This window comes from Stenotrophomonas sp. SORGH_AS_0321 (assembly GCF_031453215.1).
GTDB classification, from domain to species: Bacteria; Pseudomonadota; Gammaproteobacteria; order Xanthomonadales; family Xanthomonadaceae; genus Stenotrophomonas; species Stenotrophomonas chelatiphaga.
On the sequence record NZ_JAVIZG010000001.1, the window covers coordinates 2,845,852 to 2,861,670 of the forward strand.

15 protein-coding genes are annotated in these 15,819 nt (G+C 66.9%); 9 read left to right on the forward strand and 6 right to left on the reverse strand.

Annotated features, from left to right (window positions below):
* The first annotated feature begins 194 nt into the window (after positions 1-194).
* The gene (locus QE373_RS12815; RefSeq protein WP_042615304.1) at positions 195-428 is read left to right on the forward strand and encodes an RNA-binding S4 domain-containing protein; all 234 of its coding nucleotides are present in this window, start codon (positions 195-197) and stop codon (positions 426-428) included.
* Between the two features lie 30 nt (positions 429-458).
* Here QE373_RS12815 and ubiM read toward each other — a convergent pair whose 3' ends face one another.
* From ubiM to QE373_RS12835, 4 genes are all read right to left on the reverse strand, one after another.
* Positions 459-1,640, reverse strand: coding sequence for a 5-demethoxyubiquinol-8 5-hydroxylase UbiM (ubiM, locus tag QE373_RS12820; RefSeq protein ID WP_309687120.1), 1,182 nt, complete (start codon positions 1,638-1,640; stop codon positions 459-461).
* A 90-nt stretch (positions 1,641-1,730) separates the two neighbouring features.
* Positions 1,731-2,120 carry an MAPEG family protein gene (locus QE373_RS12825; RefSeq protein WP_123699483.1) on the reverse strand — a complete coding sequence of 130 codons (390 nt, stop codon included), beginning with the start codon at positions 2,118-2,120 and terminating at the stop codon, positions 1,731-1,733.
* A gap of 3 nt (positions 2,121-2,123) precedes the next feature.
* Positions 2,124-2,678, reverse strand: coding sequence for a DUF4019 domain-containing protein (locus QE373_RS12830; protein WP_309687126.1), 555 nt, complete (start codon positions 2,676-2,678; stop codon positions 2,124-2,126).
* A 58-nt stretch (positions 2,679-2,736) separates the two neighbouring features.
* Entirely contained in the window at positions 2,737-3,900 is a 1,164-nt protein-coding gene (locus QE373_RS12835; protein WP_309687128.1) for a hypothetical protein, read from the reverse strand.
* Positions 3,901-4,046: 146 nt separating this feature from the next.
* On the opposite strand from QE373_RS12835, the gene QE373_RS12840 reads away from it, so the two are divergent.
* From QE373_RS12840 to QE373_RS12860, 5 genes are all read left to right on the forward strand, one after another.
* The gene (locus QE373_RS12840) at positions 4,047-5,522 is read left to right on the forward strand and encodes an AlkA N-terminal domain-containing protein (RefSeq protein ID WP_309687131.1); all 1,476 of its coding nucleotides are present in this window, start codon (positions 4,047-4,049) and stop codon (positions 5,520-5,522) included.
* A complete protein-coding gene (locus QE373_RS12845; RefSeq protein WP_309687135.1) occupies positions 5,519-6,016 on the forward strand; it encodes a methylated-DNA--[protein]-cysteine S-methyltransferase in 498 nt (165 codons plus the stop codon). The genes QE373_RS12840 and QE373_RS12845 overlap by 4 nt, the downstream gene beginning before the upstream one ends.
* A gap of 46 nt (positions 6,017-6,062) precedes the next feature.
* Positions 6,063-7,322, forward strand: coding sequence for an ectonucleotide pyrophosphatase/phosphodiesterase (locus tag QE373_RS12850; protein ID WP_309687138.1), 1,260 nt, complete (start codon positions 6,063-6,065; stop codon positions 7,320-7,322).
* Between the two features lie 590 nt (positions 7,323-7,912).
* A complete protein-coding gene (locus tag QE373_RS12855) occupies positions 7,913-8,776 on the forward strand; it encodes a pirin family protein (RefSeq protein WP_309687141.1) in 864 nt (287 codons plus the stop codon).
* A 262-nt stretch (positions 8,777-9,038) separates the two neighbouring features.
* Complete coding sequence (locus QE373_RS12860) at positions 9,039-9,500, forward strand: hypothetical protein (protein WP_309687143.1); 462 nt, start codon at positions 9,039-9,041, stop codon at positions 9,498-9,500.
* A gap of 56 nt (positions 9,501-9,556) precedes the next feature.
* Here the strand turns inward: QE373_RS12860 and QE373_RS12865 are convergent, their stop codons facing one another.
* Complete coding sequence (locus tag QE373_RS12865; protein WP_309687145.1) at positions 9,557-10,408, reverse strand: pirin family protein; 852 nt, start codon at positions 10,406-10,408, stop codon at positions 9,557-9,559.
* 218 nt (positions 10,409-10,626) lie between these two features.
* Here QE373_RS12865 and QE373_RS12870 point away from each other — a divergent pair, with 218 nt between their 5' ends.
* Both QE373_RS12870 and QE373_RS12875 read left to right on the forward strand, forming a co-directional pair.
* A complete protein-coding gene (locus tag QE373_RS12870; RefSeq protein ID WP_057509147.1) occupies positions 10,627-12,708 on the forward strand; it encodes a carbon starvation CstA family protein in 2,082 nt (693 codons plus the stop codon).
* On the forward strand, positions 12,708-12,932 hold the full coding sequence (locus QE373_RS12875; RefSeq protein WP_057509146.1) for a CstA-like transporter-associated (seleno)protein: 225 nt from the start codon (positions 12,708-12,710) through the stop codon (positions 12,930-12,932). The genes QE373_RS12870 and QE373_RS12875 overlap by 1 nt, the downstream gene beginning before the upstream one ends.
* Positions 12,933-12,991: 59 nt before the next feature.
* Here the strand turns inward: QE373_RS12875 and QE373_RS12880 are convergent, their stop codons facing one another.
* Positions 12,992-14,113: a DUF3103 family protein gene (locus QE373_RS12880; RefSeq protein WP_309687150.1), complete on the reverse strand. Its 1,122-nt coding sequence runs from the start codon at positions 14,111-14,113 to the stop codon at positions 12,992-12,994.
* A gap of 415 nt (positions 14,114-14,528) precedes the next feature.
* Here QE373_RS12880 and QE373_RS12885 point away from each other — a divergent pair, with 415 nt between their 5' ends.
* Positions 14,529-15,806 carry a phosphatidylinositol-specific phospholipase C domain-containing protein gene (locus tag QE373_RS12885; RefSeq protein WP_309687153.1) on the forward strand — a complete coding sequence of 426 codons (1,278 nt, stop codon included), beginning with the start codon at positions 14,529-14,531 and terminating at the stop codon, positions 15,804-15,806.
* Positions 15,807-15,819: the final 13 nt, after the last annotated feature.

Consider the following 15,819-nt stretch of genomic DNA (forward strand, 5'->3'; position numbering starts at 1 on the left):
AAAAAGGGGGGTATTTTGCGCTTAGGGCGCCCTTCTGACGCGTGCCCCGGCGCTTTTTCGAGTGCATAGCTTACAGCACCTTGCATGAACGACGTGCACGGCATGTCATCATCGCCTGCCCGGCTACCGCCGGACCCGGTGCGCCAGCGTCGCGGCTGCCGCACAATGGGCGCCGTTCTTTTCAGGAATACCCCATGCAGATCCTTGAATTCGACCTCGACGGCGAGTACGTCGAGCTGAAGCAGCTGCTCAAGCTGACCGACCTGGTCAGCAGTGGCGGCGAAGCCAAGATGGCCATCAGCGAGGGCCTGGTGCTGGTCGATGGGGCCGTCGAACTGCGCAAGGCCTGCAAGATCCGCGCAGGCCAGCAGGTGGAATTCAACGACAGCGTGATTCGCGTGCTGGCGCTGCCGCCCGAAGCAGAGTAAGCCCCGGCGGCACGCGGCGGCGGCCGCCCGCTACCCCGCTACGGGCTGGGTAAGCCGGTCGGCGATCAGCCGGCGGAACGGGCGCACGCCCTGCGCGATGCGCAGCCCGGCCGCACGCAGCAGCCGCGCCGGCACGCGATCATCGGTGTACACCCGGGCGATGGCGTTGGTGGCCTCGTACAGCGGCCGCGAGGCCAGTCGGTGTTCGCGCTGGTAGCGGGCCAGCATGCGTGCATCGGCGATATCGGCGCCACGCGCCTGCTGCGCGATGATCCCGCGCGCCAGCCGCTGCTGGCTGGCCAGGCCCAGGTTGAACCCATGCGCGGTCACCGGATGCATGCCTACCGCAGCGTCTCCGATCAAGGCCGCACCGGCGGCGATGAAGCGTTCGGCGTACACGCCCACCAGCGGATACGCCTGCGGCATGGCGACCGGCTGCATGCGGCCCAGCCGGTGTTCGAAGAACCCACTGACCGCTTCACCGAACGCGCCCTCATCCATCGCCAGTAGGGCCTCGGCCTGTCGCGGCGGCAGGGTGATCACCGCCGATGCCAGGCCACCGTTGAGTGGCAGCAGGGCCATCGTGCGGCCATAGCCGAACCATTCCCACGCCGTGTGGTGGTGGTCGCGCTCGACCTGCATCCGGCAGACCAGCATCGTCTTGCCGAAGTCCTGCAGGCGCGCACCGATCCCCAGCATGCGCCGGGTGGACGAAAACCGACTGTCGGCCGCCACCACCAGCCTTGCATGCAGGGTGCTGCCGTCGTCGAGCAGCACCTGCTGGCCACCGTCGACCGCGCGCACGCCCTGCACCCGGCGTCCGTCGCGCAGCTGCAGGCCGGGCTGGTCCTGCACGGCATCCCACGCCGCGCGACGGATCAGGTGGTTGGGCACCAGCCAGCCCAGTGGATCGCCACTGCGGTGGTCGCTGGCGAAGGTCAGCGCGAACGGCGAGCGTCCGTCCAGCACCCGCGCCTCACGCAGTTCGGCGACCTCCGCCGCCGGCAGCCTGTCCCACAGCTGCAGCTGTTCGAGGATCTGCCGTGAAGCATGGGTCAGCGCGATTTCGCGGCCATCGAACGCCGCCTCGGCCAGCGCCTGCCGCGACTGTGGTTCGACCACGGTCACCTGCAGGCCACTGCCTGCCAGCGAGCGTGCGAAGCAGAGCCCGGCCGGGCCTGCGCCCACCACCACCACATCCGTGCCGTGCATGCTGCTGCCCTCTGATGTCATGTCCGGCGCCAGCATAGCGACGCCGGCACGCGCGCGGCCTTGATCTGGATCAGGCGTGGCAGTGACGGTTCACAGCAGCGCCCACAGCAGCATCAGGATACCGACCAGCGACACCACCCATGCCAGGCTGCGCACGTACGGGATGCCGGCCGCATACAGCGGCACGTAGGCCAGTCGCGCCCAGAAATACAGCTGCACCGCCAACGCCGTGCTGCTGTCCTGCCTGCCCGCCACCACCACCGCGATGGCGGCAGCGGCGAACACGGCGAAGGTTTCCAGGAAGTTGGCCTGCGCGCGTTGCAGCCGCCCCGCCAGCAGCCCCGGTGGCGGCGCCTGGCCATCGCGGGCTGACGCGTTCCAGCGCGTGCCGCGTTCGCGGGTAATCGCCGCGGCCGCCAGCATCACCTGCACCAGCCCGAGCACACCGGCCCAGGCCAGCATCTGCAGTTCGATGGCCATGGCTCAGGTCCCCGGCGCGCGGACGCTGTAACCGGCCAGGCGCCAGACGCGGTCTTCGTCCAGGCGGAAGCTGACCAGCTCGCGGACCGGCTGGGCGCTCTTCTCGAAACGGGTGGGGTAGGTCACGTTGAGGTACAGGCCCTCAGGCACCGCCGCACCGGCATTGAAGCGGACCCTGCTGATGCTCGGCTGGCCCCGTCCTACCAGTGCGCCCAGGCGGCTGCGATCGGCCGCGATCTGTTTGGCGAACGCATCGCGGGCAACCGCCTTGCGTGCTACCGCCGAGGCGCCATCCCACAGCTGTGCGGCCTGCCCCCCATCGACCAGGCGCACGGCCTGCAGGGCGGCCGCACTCATTTCGGCGTTCTGCTTGTCCAGCTGGGCCTGCTGGGCCGGGGTCAGCTGCTGGGCCGGCGTGCCCGGCCGTGCCGCTGCCGGTGCGGTAGCCGGCGCGGCTGCCGGCGCTGCAGCGGCGCGCGGCGCAGGCTGCGCTGCCGGCTGCTGGGCCATGGCGGTGAAGGGCAACAACAGGGACAGCACCATCAACGAATGCTTCATCGGACACCACCGCTCAAGGAGAAGTGCCCGCAGTCTACGCCAGCTTCGCCCGCTTGCTTCACGACTCCGGCAGTGCACCCGCATCGCGCTGGCGCTCGGCCGTGCTGGTCGCCCCGGAAGCGCCCGGCGCTTCGATGGCAGCGTCCGCGTCCGCCGAATCGCCAGGGGCGGGTGGCAGGGTCGCCACGTCGATCTCCGACAGCGGGCTGTCCGATGGGCACACCTCGTCCGGGAAGCCGTATTCCTTCTTCAGCGACTGGCCGCAGGCATTGACTGCTTCCAGCTCCGCGCCTTCGCGCTTGCACTGCTGGTCGAACGCCACCAGGAACGCATCCTTGCGGCGCACGAAGTCATCGCCACAGGCGCGCATCTGCCTGATCCGCTCCAGATCGTCCTGCACCGCGTTGGTGCCATCCAGGCCGAACTGGCGCAGCTCCCCGGCGCTGAGCAGGCGCAGGCTGCGGTTGGGCACGGTCATCATCAGGTCGGCCACGCCCACCGCCACGCCGTTGCGCTGCAGGTAATCCTTGACGTTGTCGTAGACCTCCTGCAGTTCGCGGTTGAGTTCGGCGCGCGAGGTGGCCTTCGAACTGATCCGCATCATCCGATGGATGCCGACCTTGCCCGAGACCAGCCGGTTGTCACCGGCCGCCAGCACGAACACGCAGGCGCTGTGGCAGATCGAGCCTTCGCGGATCCAGATGGTCCAGCCCGACTCACCGATGGCATCACCGGCCACGATCGCCGATTCCACCTGCCCGCCACTGGAGTCCAGGTCGAGGATGCGCTTGTGGATGCCGAGCTGTCCGGCGACCACCGCCAGCCGCCAGCTCAGCTCGGCGAAGCCGGGGTTGATCTTGCCGCTGTAGCGCACGCGCAGCAGGCCGCGCTCCACGCAGGGCTGCAGGGCCTGTTCCAGCTGCGCGCGCTCCAGACCCGGCAGCGGCTCGCCATCGCCCGGATCGGCGGCGTAATCGGTGCTGCAGCTGATCCACGCCTGCCCGTTTTCAAGCCACGCTGCCGGCCACGTCCGGTCAGCGCGTTCGGCGGGCCGGGCCACCGGACGCGGCGCGTCGGCCACGTTGATGGACACCATGTGGTCGCCATCGGCACGGGGCGCCCGTGTGGCCGCTTCATTGGCAGTGACGTTGCCGGGGTTCTCCAGCTTGCTGCACGAAGCGAGGGCGAGGCATAGCAGGGGCAGGCACCATCTGGGCGACATGAACCATCGAACCGGGAAGAGGACACGATCACAGTCTAGGGCCTGCGCGCAGCGCCGCGACAACACTTGCTGAATCCACCCCGGCGCGCCGCATGCATGTCCGAAAATGGCGAGCCTGGCCCTGCCCCGGGGCCTAGACTGTCGCCATGCCTTCGCCCGCCGCCCTCGACACTGCCACCTGCGAACGGGCCCGCCTGGCGCGCGACGCGCGCTTTGACGGGCTGTTCTTCACTGCCGTGCGCAGCACCGGCATCTATTGCCGTCCCGTGTGCCCGGCGCCGCCGCCGAAGCCGGCCAACGTGACCTATTACGCGAACGCGGCCTCTGCTGCCGCCGCCGGCTACCGACCGTGCCTGCGCTGCCGCCCGGAACTTTCACCAACCGCGCAGCAGGGGCTGGAACAGGACACGGTGCGCCGGGCGTTGGAGCTGATCCACGCCGGCTTCCTGCAGGACGCCAGCGTGGCCGCACTGGCCGAACGCGTTGGCGTGGGCGCACGCCAGCTGCAGCGCGTGTTCGTCGCCGCGCTGGGGGTGACGCCGCTGCAGCTGCACACCACCCAGCGCCTGCTGCAGGCCAAGCAGTTGCTGACCGAAACCCGGCTGCCGGTGACCGATGTCGCGCTCGCGGCGGGCTTCAACAGCCTGCGTCGGTTCAACGATGCCTTCCTGGCAGGCTGCGGCATGCCACCGAGCGCCATCCGCCGGCTGCCCGGCGCCGCTTCGCAGACCGGTGAGGGCCTGCGCCTGCGATTGGGCTACCGGCCGCCGCTGGATTTCGGCCTGATGCTGCAGTTCCTGCGCCGGCGCATGATCCCCGGCATCGAGCGCATCGAAGAAGACGGCTATGCACGCGTGATCGGTCCGCCCGAGCGCCCTGCCCTGCTACGGGTGCATGCCGATACCCGCCGCAGCGAGCTGGTGCTGCAGCTGGACGGCGTCGACCCGCGGCAGATTCCGCACGTGGTACGGCGGGTACGCCACATGTTCGACCTGGATGCCGACCTGCGCCAAGTGCACGCCACGCTGCAGGACGAGCCGCTGCTTGCGCAGGGCATCGCGCTGCGGCCGGGGCTGCGCGTGCCCGGCGGCTGGGAGGGCTTCGAAGTGGCGGTGCGCGCGGTGCTGGGGCAACAGGTCAGCGTGGCCGCCGCGACCACGCTGGCGCGGCGGCTGGTGCAGGCGTATGGGCGGGCGCTGCCGGGCATGCCAGACGGACTGGACCGTCTGTTCCCGCAGCCGGCGCAGCTCGCCGACGCACCGCTGGAAGCAATCGGCCTGCCGCGAACGCGCGCGGCAACCCTGCGTGCACTGGCACGGGCCTGCGATGCAGGTGATCTGGATTTCCGCCCGGGCCAGCAGCTGGACACTTTCGTGGCGCGCTGCGTTGCATTGCCGGGCATCGGCGCCTGGACCGCGCACTACATCGCGCTGCGCGCGCTTGGCCAGCCTGATGCCTTCCCGGCCGGCGACCTGGTGCTGCAGCAGATGCTGGGCACACCCGGAAAACGCCTGACCGAGCGCCAGGCCGAGCAGCGCTCGCAGCCATGGCGTCCGTGGCGCGCCTATGCCGTGCTGCACCTGTGGCATCTGTCCACCCCGTTCACCGGAGTTCCGTCATGACCCTGCACTACGACCGTTTCGACAGTCCGATCGGCGAACTGACCGTTGCCGGCGATGCACACGGCATCGCCCACATCCTGTTCCCGCAGAACCGCCACGATGCCAAGGGGCGCGAGCACTGGGTACACCACCCGCCCACCGTGCGCGAGGCACGCGAGCAGTTGCTGGCGTACCTGCACGGTGAGCGGACCCACTTCGATCTGCCGCTGGCACCGCGCGGCACGCCGTTCCAGCTGCGCGTCTGGAAGGCGCTGGCCGGCATCCCGTTCGGCCAGACATGGAGCTACCTGCAGTTGGCGACCCTGCTTGGCCAACCCACCGCTACCCGCGCTGTGGGAGCGGCCAACGGGCGTAATCCGTTGCCGATCGTGCTGCCGTGCCACCGGGTGATCGGTCGCAACGGCGCGCTGACCGGCTTCGGCGGCGGGCTGGAAACCAAGGCCGCGCTGCTGCGCCTGGAACAGGGGGATGGCGGCCTGTTCCCGCGCCAGTGACGTTGGTTGTCTTGGGTGCGTCATCGCCTCGCCCTAGAATGGTGCGATGACTCGACGCCCCCTTGCCTGGATGCTGGCCGCGATCCTGCCGCTGGCTGCCTGTACCACCGCCCCGCCGCGCTCCAGCGAAACCTCCCCTGCTGCGGCAGCGACGCGGGAAAACGCGCCGCACAAACTGCTGCTGGTCTCCATCGATGGCCTGCGCGCCGATGCTCTGGACCGCGGCATCACGCCCAACCTGCAGCGCATCATCGACGGCGGGGTGCGCGCGAAGTGGATGACGCCTTCGTATCCCTCGTTGACCTTCCCCAACCATTACACCCTGGTCACCGGCCTGCGCCCGGACCACCACGGCATCATCCACAACAGCATGGACGTGGCCGAACTGGGCCGCTTCAAGCTGAGCGAGGCGGCGACGGTGACGCGGGTGGAATGGTGGGGCGGCGAGCCGATCTGGGTCAGCGCAGAGCAGGCCGGGGTACGCACGGCGACCTGGTCCTGGCCGGGCAGCGAAGCGGAAATCAAGGGTATCCGGCCCAGCCAATGGCGCCGCTACGATGAAAGCATCGCACTGGAAGCACGCGCCGACAGCGTGCTGGGGTGGCTGCGGCAGACCGATGCCGATGCACCGCGGCTGGCCACGTTGTACCTGGAGACGGTCGACAAGGCCGGGCACCGGCACGGTCCGGATTCGGTGCAGTACAGCGCGGCGATCAAGCAGGCCGATGCCGTGGTGGGGCGTCTGCTGGATGGCCTGCAGCAGCACGGATTGAGCGCGGACACCAACGTGGTGGTGGTCTCCGACCACGGCATGGCAGCGGTAGCGCCCGGCCAGGTGGTCGCCACCGAAGACATGGTGGACCCGCGCTTGGCACGCAACATCAGCACGGGCCAGTCGATTGGTTTCGAGCCGGTGGAAGGGCAGCGGGCCGCCGCCGAACGTGCCCTGCTCGGCCGCCACGCGCAGTACCAGTGCTGGAAGAAGCAGGACCTGCCGGCACGCTGGCACTACGGCAGCAATCCGCGCATTCCGTCGATCGTCTGCCAGATGGACGAGGGCTGGGATGCGCTCAGCCGCGAGAGCATCGCGCGCCGCAGCTACGAGGATCGGGGATCGCACGGCTATGACAACGCGCTGCCTTCGATGCGTGCGGTGTTCATCGCGCGCGGTCCGTCGTTCAAGCAGGGCCAGGTGATCGCGCCGTTCGACAACGTGGATGTGTATCCGTTGCTGGCACGGCTGCTGCAGGTGCCGGCGGCCGCCAATGATGGCGATGCGGATCGCCTGCTGGACGCGCTGCGCTGACGGCGTGTGTGTGCCGGGCTGCGCCCGGCGCCTGCTTTTTCAAGCGGAAGGCAAGGCAACGTCAAAGGCTGCAGGGCTGTGTGTTGGCGGGGCGGGGTGGCTGTGCAGGACACGCCGCAAGTACGTCCCTGTAGGCTCGCTTTTCGCATCCGTGCGAAAAGACGGTCCTGCACAGCCACCCCGCCCCACCTTCGACAGGCCGACGGCGGCCACGGGAAATGCAGTGGTTTGAGGGGTGGGAGAAAGATGGGGTCAGAGTCCTTTCGCGCAGCGAAAGGACTCTGACCCCTGCCTTTGTTTTTTACGCGGGTGGCAGCCACCGGAACCTGTCAGGGGGGCGGGCGGTGGGGCTGGGCGGGGGCGTTGAGCGCCATGGATGGCGCGAAACGAGGCCCGCATGGATGCAGCTTCTGCCGTCCCCCGACCAGCCCCACCGCCCGGCCCCAAGCACGTAGCCAACTGTAAGCCGCCGCCCACGAGGGGGTCTCACCCGTTCGCACCGCGCAACAGCCTGTTGCCCATCCGGGGCATGTGCCCGCACACCGCGCATGCGATCCTGCGCCCCTGTCCCCGCCAGCGAGATCGCCCGCATGACCACCCTCATCGCCCCCCGCGTGCACGACATCGGCGGTCTGGAAGTCCGCCGTGCCGTGCCGTCGCTGCAGGCACGCAGCGTCGGTCCGTTCGTGTTCGTCGACCAGATGGGCCCAGCCCTGCTCAACCCCGGCACCGGCATCGACGTGCGACCGCATCCGCACATCGGCCTGGCCACGGTGACCTTCCTGTGGTCCGGCGCCATCGGCCACCGCGACAGCCTCGGTTCGGACCAGGTGATCCGCCCCGGCGACGTCAACTGGATGACCGCCGGCCGTGGCATCTCGCACTCCGAACGCACGCCGCCACCGGAGCGCGAACACGGCCATCCGCTGCATGGCATGCAGACCTGGATCGCACTGCCCAGGCAGTACGAGGAAGTCGAACCGGCCTTCCACCACCACAGCGCCGCCACCCTGCCCCAGCAACGCCGCAATGGCGCCTGGCTGCGGGTGATCGCCGGCCGTGCGTACGGCGAGGAATCCCCGGTCAAGGTGTTCGCCGACACACTCAACGTGGCCATCGACCTGGACCCGGATGCGGAGATCGACATCGACACCGGCCACCGCGAACGCTCGCTGTACATCCTCGACGGCCAGGCGCAGCTGGACGGCGTCGACGTGCCCGCCCAGCACCTGATCATCCCGGCCGATGGCGCCCGCGGCCGGCTGCGCGCGAAGACGCCGGTCAAGGCGATGCTTATGGGCGGCGAGCCGCTGGATGCACCGCGCCATCTGTGGTGGAACTTCGTCTCCAGTTCCCAGGAGCGCATCGAGCAGGCCAAGGACGATTGGGCAAACGGACGCTTCGGCACCATCCCGGGCGACGCAACGGAATTCATCCCGCTACCGGCGAAGTGAGCCGACGGCCTGCGCGTCACTGAGCCGTCAGGCTGGCTGGCAGGATCTTCCCGGCCCGCTACGGCCCACCGGTCCGTGGAATTTGGTTACCGATGAAACCGCGATTTGTGCACTTGCTCACGTTCCGTTAAGGTCAAGGAATACCCGCCAGCTGGGCTGGCGGGCCGACGCGGCATCCGGGGATGGATGCCAGGTCGCAACGGCGACCACGCCGGCCCGCCGCTGGCGGTGCCGTCGACTTGAACGCCTCTGGGGGAACTGCATGAAAATCGTCTCTGCTGCCGTACTGCTGTGCCTGTGCGCCACTGCCATGAGCGCCCACGCGCAAAGCGCACCCAAGTGCCCGTCGCTGCCGGCTGCCAGCAACCTGCAGTGGCAGGAGCAGGCCACCGGCGATTTCCTGGTGTGCCGCGCGACCACCAGCGACGGCCGCGAAGTCCTCAGCCTGATGCTGACCGGCAGCGATCCGGAGCTGCGCTTCCCGCGCGCGTTGCGCCAGGAAAAGGACAGCTTCGCCGGCGAGGAGCTCTACTGGTACCTGCCTGACCTCGGCGGCCAGGAACCCCCGGGCTTCGCCGACCGCCGCGTCAGCGTGGTGAAGATCGACAAGAACCGCTACGCACAGTTGGCGCTGTATCCCGGCGACAGCGAAGAGCGCGCCGGCCTGCAGCAGATGATCCGAAGCATGAACCTCAATCCGGCAGCCGTGGCCGCCGGTCGCTGATCATGCGCCCCCTGTGGGCGGGGCCGGTGGATGACCGGCCCAACGCCACGGTGGCCTCAGAAACGGCCTTCCTGGAAATCCACGAAGGCCTGCATCAGTTCCTGCCGGGTGTTCATGACGAACGGCCCGTGCCGCATCACCGGCTCACGCAGCGGACGGCCCGCGACCAGGATCAGCCGTGCACCAGCGCTGCCAGCGGCGAGGTGCAACGCATTGCCCCCGCCAAGCACCGCCATCTGCTGCGCCGCCACCGGCCGCGCATCGTCGCCGGCGCCAATCTGCAGATCGCTTTCGAACACATACGCGAACACGTTGTGGCCATCCGGCAGCACGTAGTCCCACGCCGCGCCAGCGTCCAGGGTGATGTCCAGATACACCGGATCGGTCGCCGGCTGCGCGATCGGCCCGGGTGTGCCGTCGACCTCGCCGGCGATGATCTTGACCGTCACGCCGGCCACCGGGGTGACCTGCGGGATGCGTTCCGGGGCGAACTCCTGGTACTTCGGCGCGGTCATCTTGTCGCGCGCCGGCAGGTTCACCCACAGCTGGAAACCGCGCATGCGGCCACTTTCCTGCTCGGGCATTTCTGAATGCACCAGCCCACGACCCGCGGTCATCCACTGCACGCTGCCCGGGGTAAGCAGGCCTTCGTTGCCATGGTTGTCCTTGTGCCGCATGCGCCCGTCGAGCATGTAGGTCACCGTCTCGAACCCGCGATGCGGATGGCTGGGGAAGCCGGCCAGGTAATCCTCGGCCTTGTCGGTACCGAATTCATCCAACAGCAGGAACGGATCCAGGTCCGGCAGCGCGGAGCCGCCGATCACGCGGGTCAGGCGCACGCCGGCGCCGTCGGAGGTGGGCGAGCCTTCAATGGTGCGCAGCACGCGTGCCGCGGTCTGGGTGCTCATGGAAACTCCAGCAAAGTGTCTACCCGCAAGATGGCGGCTGTCGCGGGCAGCGCCAAGCCCTCGCACCGCAACCCATTGTTCCAGCGGTGCCAGCCACGGCCGGGGAGGTGCCGTGACCGCGTTACGACCAAAGTACTAGCTGGGAAACACCCTGTCTGCATTGACCCGACACGGGGCAAGGCGGACCCTTGTGATGTTCTTAAGGGAGAGTTCACCTCATGAAAGGCTTCTCAAAGCTGGGCTGGGCACTGCTCGCACTGCTCGGCGCATTCTGTCTGGGCACCGTGGCGCTGCGCCGCGGTGAACCCATCAACGCCTTGTGGATCGTGGTCGCCGCGGTCTCCATCTACCTGATCGCCTACCGCTTCTACGGCCTGTTCGTGGCCAGCAAGGTGCTGCAGCTGGACCCCACGCGGGCTACGCCGGCAGTGCTCAACAACGATGGCCTGGACTACGTCCCGACCAACAAGCACGTTCTGTTCGGCCACCATTTCGCCGCCATCGCCGGTGCCGGCCCGCTGGTCGGCCCGGTGCTGGCCGCACAGATGGGCTACCTGCCCGGCCTGCTGTGGCTGGTGGTCGGCGTGGTGCTGGCCGGTGCGGTGCAGGACTTCATGATCCTGGTGCTGTCCAGCCGCCGCAACGGCCGCTCGCTGGGCGACCTGGTGCGCGAGGAAATGGGGCCGGTTCCAGGCACCATCGCCCTGTTCGGTGCGTTCCTGATCATGATCATCATCCTGGCCGTGTTGGCGATGGTGGTGGTCAAGGCGCTGGCGGAAAGCCCGTGGGGCATGTTCACGGTGATCGCCACGATGCCCATCGCGATCTTCATGGGCGTGTACATGCGCTACATCCGCCCCGGCAAGATCGGCGAGATCTCGGTGGTCGGCCTGATCCTGCTGCTGGGTTCCATCTGGTTCGGCGGCATCGTCGCGGCCGATCCGGTCTGGGGCCCGGCCTTCACCTTCACCGCCAAGCAGATCACCTGGATGCTGATCGGCTACGGATTCGTGGCATCGGTGCTGCCGGTGTGGCTGCTGCTGGCACCGCGTGACTACCTGTCCACCTTCCTCAAGATCGGCACCATCATCGCGCTGGCCGTCGGCATCCTGATCGTCATGCCCGAACTGAAGATGCCCGCGCTGACCCAGTTTGCCGCCAGTGGCGACGGCCCGGTGTGGAAGGGCGGGATGTTCCCGTTCCTGTTCATCACCATCGCCTGCGGCGCGGTGTCCGGCTTCCATGCGCTGATTGCCTCGGGCACCACGCCCAAGCTGCTGGCCAATGAAGCGCACGCGCGCTACATCGGCTACGGCGGCATGCTGATGGAATCCTTCGTCGCGGTGATGGCGCTGGTCGCGGCCTCGATCATCGAACCCGGCATCTACTTCGCCATGAACAGCCCGGCCTCGGTGATCGGCGCCGACGCGGTGTCGGCGGCGCACTACATCACCACCAACTGGGGCTTCACCATCACCCCAGAGCAGCTGGAAGCCACCGCGGTGGCCATCGGCGAGCCGACCATCCTGCACCGCGCAGGCGGCGCGCCGACCCTGGCCGTCGGCATCGCGATGATCCTGCACGAAGCGATCCCCAGTGCGGGCGATGCGATGATGGCGTTCTGGTACCACTTCGCCATCCTGTTCGAAGCCCTGTTCATCCTGACCGCGGTCGATGCCGGTACCCGTGCCGGTCGCTTCATGCTGCAGGACCTGCTGGGCAACTTCATCCCGGCGTTGAAGAAGACCGAGTCCTGGTCGGCCAACATCCTCGCCACCGCCGGCTGCGTGGCGCTGTGGGGTTACCTGCTGTATTCCGGCGTGGTCGATCCGTTCGGTGGCATCCAGACCCTGTGGCCGCTGTTCGGCATCTCCAACCAGATGCTGGCCGGTATCGCGCTGATGCTGGGCACCGTGGTGCTGTTCAAGATGAAGCGTGACCGCTACGCCTGGGTCACCGCGGTGCCTGCGGTGTGGCTGCTGATCTGCACCACCTACGCCGGCCTGATCAAGATCTTCGACAGCAACCCGGCGCAGGGCTTCCTGGCCCAGGCCCACAAGTTCCAGGATGCCATCGCCAGCGGCACCATCACCGCACCGGCCAAGACCGTCGGCCAGATGCAGCAGATCGTGGTCAACGCCTACGTCAACACCACGCTGACCGTGCTGTTCCTGCTGGTGGTGTTCTCGATCCTGTTCTATGCACTGAAGACCATCGCCGCCGCACGCCGCACGCCGCAGCGCACGGACAAGGAAACCGAGTACGTGAAGCTGCTGCCGCACCAGATGGCGGACCTGTGATGAGTACCGAACTGGTACCGGTCGGCCAGCACCAGGCCCATCGCCGCATCTGGCGGCGCCTGGTGCAGACCGCGCGGCTGTGCTGCGGCATCCCGGACTACGACAACTACGTCCGGCATGTGCTGGAGAACCATCCCGACCGCACGCCGATGGACTACAAGACGTTCTTCCGCGAGCGCCAGGAAGCGCGCTACGGCGGCAGGAACGGCGGACGCTGCTGCTGAGTCAGACGAAAACTGCGGGGCTTGGGCCCCGCCGTTTTTTCATGTTCCAAGGAGGAACTTCAGTCGATTACAAGCGGGCTCAACGATACCGTGGCATTGCCTGCTGCCCCGGTGTGGTCGACGTAGGTTTGCCCTTTCCTCAGGAGGTAGAAGCTCTCGACATAATCATGATCGTCTACGAACCACCCATCGGGCATGATTTTCAACACTTCATCCGCGATGCGCCCCACCAGCGCCACCGTGGGTTGGAACGGCCCGATGGCGACGGTTACCGCGGCAAGCAGGCCACTCAGCATCGTCTTGTAATTGGTATTGCCGTCTTCCTCGAACATCTGGATGTTGGCGAGCCCGAATCGATATTTGTTCCACACCACGAGTTCCTGGTTCGGGTAATAATCGGTCTTGTCGTAATCCAGCCAAGGCATCTCGAAGGTCCGCATCTCCGCCTTGGCTTCGTCGACCTGGATGCCCGACTCGATGGCGAATATTTCGGCAGCGCCCTTGATGTTGGGCTCCTGATCGACTTTCAGGCGGATCTTGTCCAGCACGGTCAGCTCGAGCGCCTCGCCTGCACGCCGCCCACCCAGCGTCTGCAGCCCTTTTTCGCGCAGCCCTTCATTGACCACGGCCAGCCCTTCGTGTAACGCCGCGCGCGTATCGATTCCCACCATCAGCAAAGGGAACGGCGGCAACGTATCTGAATCGACATCGACTACGCTACCGTCTGCGCCCCGGGCGCTCACCTTGGTCCAGTGCCGGTCGTCTCCGATCGGCGTTGCGGCAACACGGACCCGGCGGGCATCAACATCGTCCACGCTGGAATCCGCGGGCATTACCAGCCTGAGCTGCATCAAGGGCGCACCTACGGCGGGAAGGCCCTTCAGTTCGCGGAGTCGACGTTCGGCGTCAATCAACTGCGCAGAGGCAGCCCCCCGCATGCCTGGGTCGAACGTAGCGAGCACCTCGCTCACTGCAACAGTGGTCAGCGCCTTGTCGCGCATCGCCGAGATCGCTGTTTCTATGAACCCCGGTTGACGTAGCAGGTGAGTCACCTCAGCCGACGTGGACGCTAGCACCGCAGGCACGCTATCCGGTGTTGTCGGCGATGCTGCGGCCGGGCTGGCAGCTGAGACGCTGGCAATCGCAAGGGTGATCGCCAAGACACAGACGTTCATTTTCATACTTTGCTCCTTCTGTTGGAAAAGCCGTTTTCCGGCGAGTTCGCGCGGCCTTCGCGTCAGCATCAGGTTGCGCGGCAGGAAGAGTAAGGCTGACTTCGGTGGCTTTTCCTGACCTAGAGCGCACTATCCAGACAGTTGATCGCGCAAAACGTTGAACAGCGACGTAATCGCCATGAGCAGCGCGCTTCACGTCCCGCTTTCCGGCAACGGGACAGGACTGACGTCATCTGCGCGGTCGGTGCCCTCGCAGTGACAGGCAACGTTGTTCCGCGCCGGCCACATGGCCGCTACGGTGTAGGTAACGACGGAAAACGAAGTGTGTCCATGTCCGTCCCGCGCGCATCCGTGATGGCCATCTCAAAGCGAAGGCGGCGAGTGGCGGAATGTCCTCGCCAACCCACTGCGAGAGCTCATCATGAAACACGTGCGAGAACAGCTTTGCGCTGCACTCCTGGCTGCAGCGCTTCCGGCGGCAGGCCAGAATCCACGCCCAGCCGACGTGCTCGATATTGATCGACCATTCGATCAGTATCTATGGATAACCGCACATAACGCGGCCAACCACGGCAGCCTGATCCCCAATCAATCGATCGACATCTTCAGGCAGCTGCAACGCGGGGTCCGAGGATTGATGCTGGATATCTATGAGCGCGATGGACGATTGGTTACCTGCCATGCCGATTGTGCTTCTCACGGACGTAAAGCGCCGCTGGAAGACGATCTTCGCCTGGTCGACTCGTTCCTGGACACCAATCCCGATGCCGTGGTGACGCTGCACCTGGAGGACCACAATACACGCCAGGCGATGCAGGCTTTTACCCGGAATTTTCCCGAGCTTTTCCGTCGCTCCTTCAATCCCGACGATCCACAGTGGGCCATGCACGGCACCGCATGGCCCACGTTGCGCGAACTCATCACGGCGGACCAGCGCCTTCTGATCACCAGCCAGCGAGCGGAGCTGTCCGGCACCTACCCGCCGTCGCGCGCCTACTTCATGCACGATCAGGCCATCACAGCCGAGAACTACTGGAGCCTGGGCGCCACGATCTTCACCCACGACCCCAGCTGCCGCCCACGCTGGGACCATGTCCCGTTGAACAAGCGGGGGTCCGCCTACGACTTGCCGCGCCTGTTCGTGATGAACCACTTCCATGGCGTGCCGGTGCGCCTCCACAGCAGCACGGACAACCGCCTGGACATCGTGCAGAATCGCCTGTCCACGCATTGCCTGCCTGCCGCGGAACGAATGCCGAACTATCTGGCAATTGACTTCATCGAGCGCGGCGACATGCTTGAGCTTGCAGAAACCTTCAACAACGGCGGGCTCCTGGCCTTCGCCGACAACCATGCCCAAGGCAATCCGATGTGCAGTTTCAGTACCGCTTTTGACCGGACGTGGAGCCTCGTCGCGGAACCGCGCATGGGCTGCGAGAACGATGAAATCCGATCGTTGCAGTTTCGAGGCGCGCGGCAGGGACAGCGAATCACGCTTTACGACAGCCCCGAAGGAAACCAGGCCGATGACTACACCGTCATAGATGTCCTGCAGGACATCCCTTGGGAGTCCCCGGAGTTCATCCAAACACTTGAGCAGGATGCCGACACGCCACGCCTGAGGGTCCGCCATCATCGCGTCAATGGACTGGATGGCAAGGTGTCGCGCATTGCAGTGAGGTCCGCCGGCAATCATTGATCCCGGCGGCGCC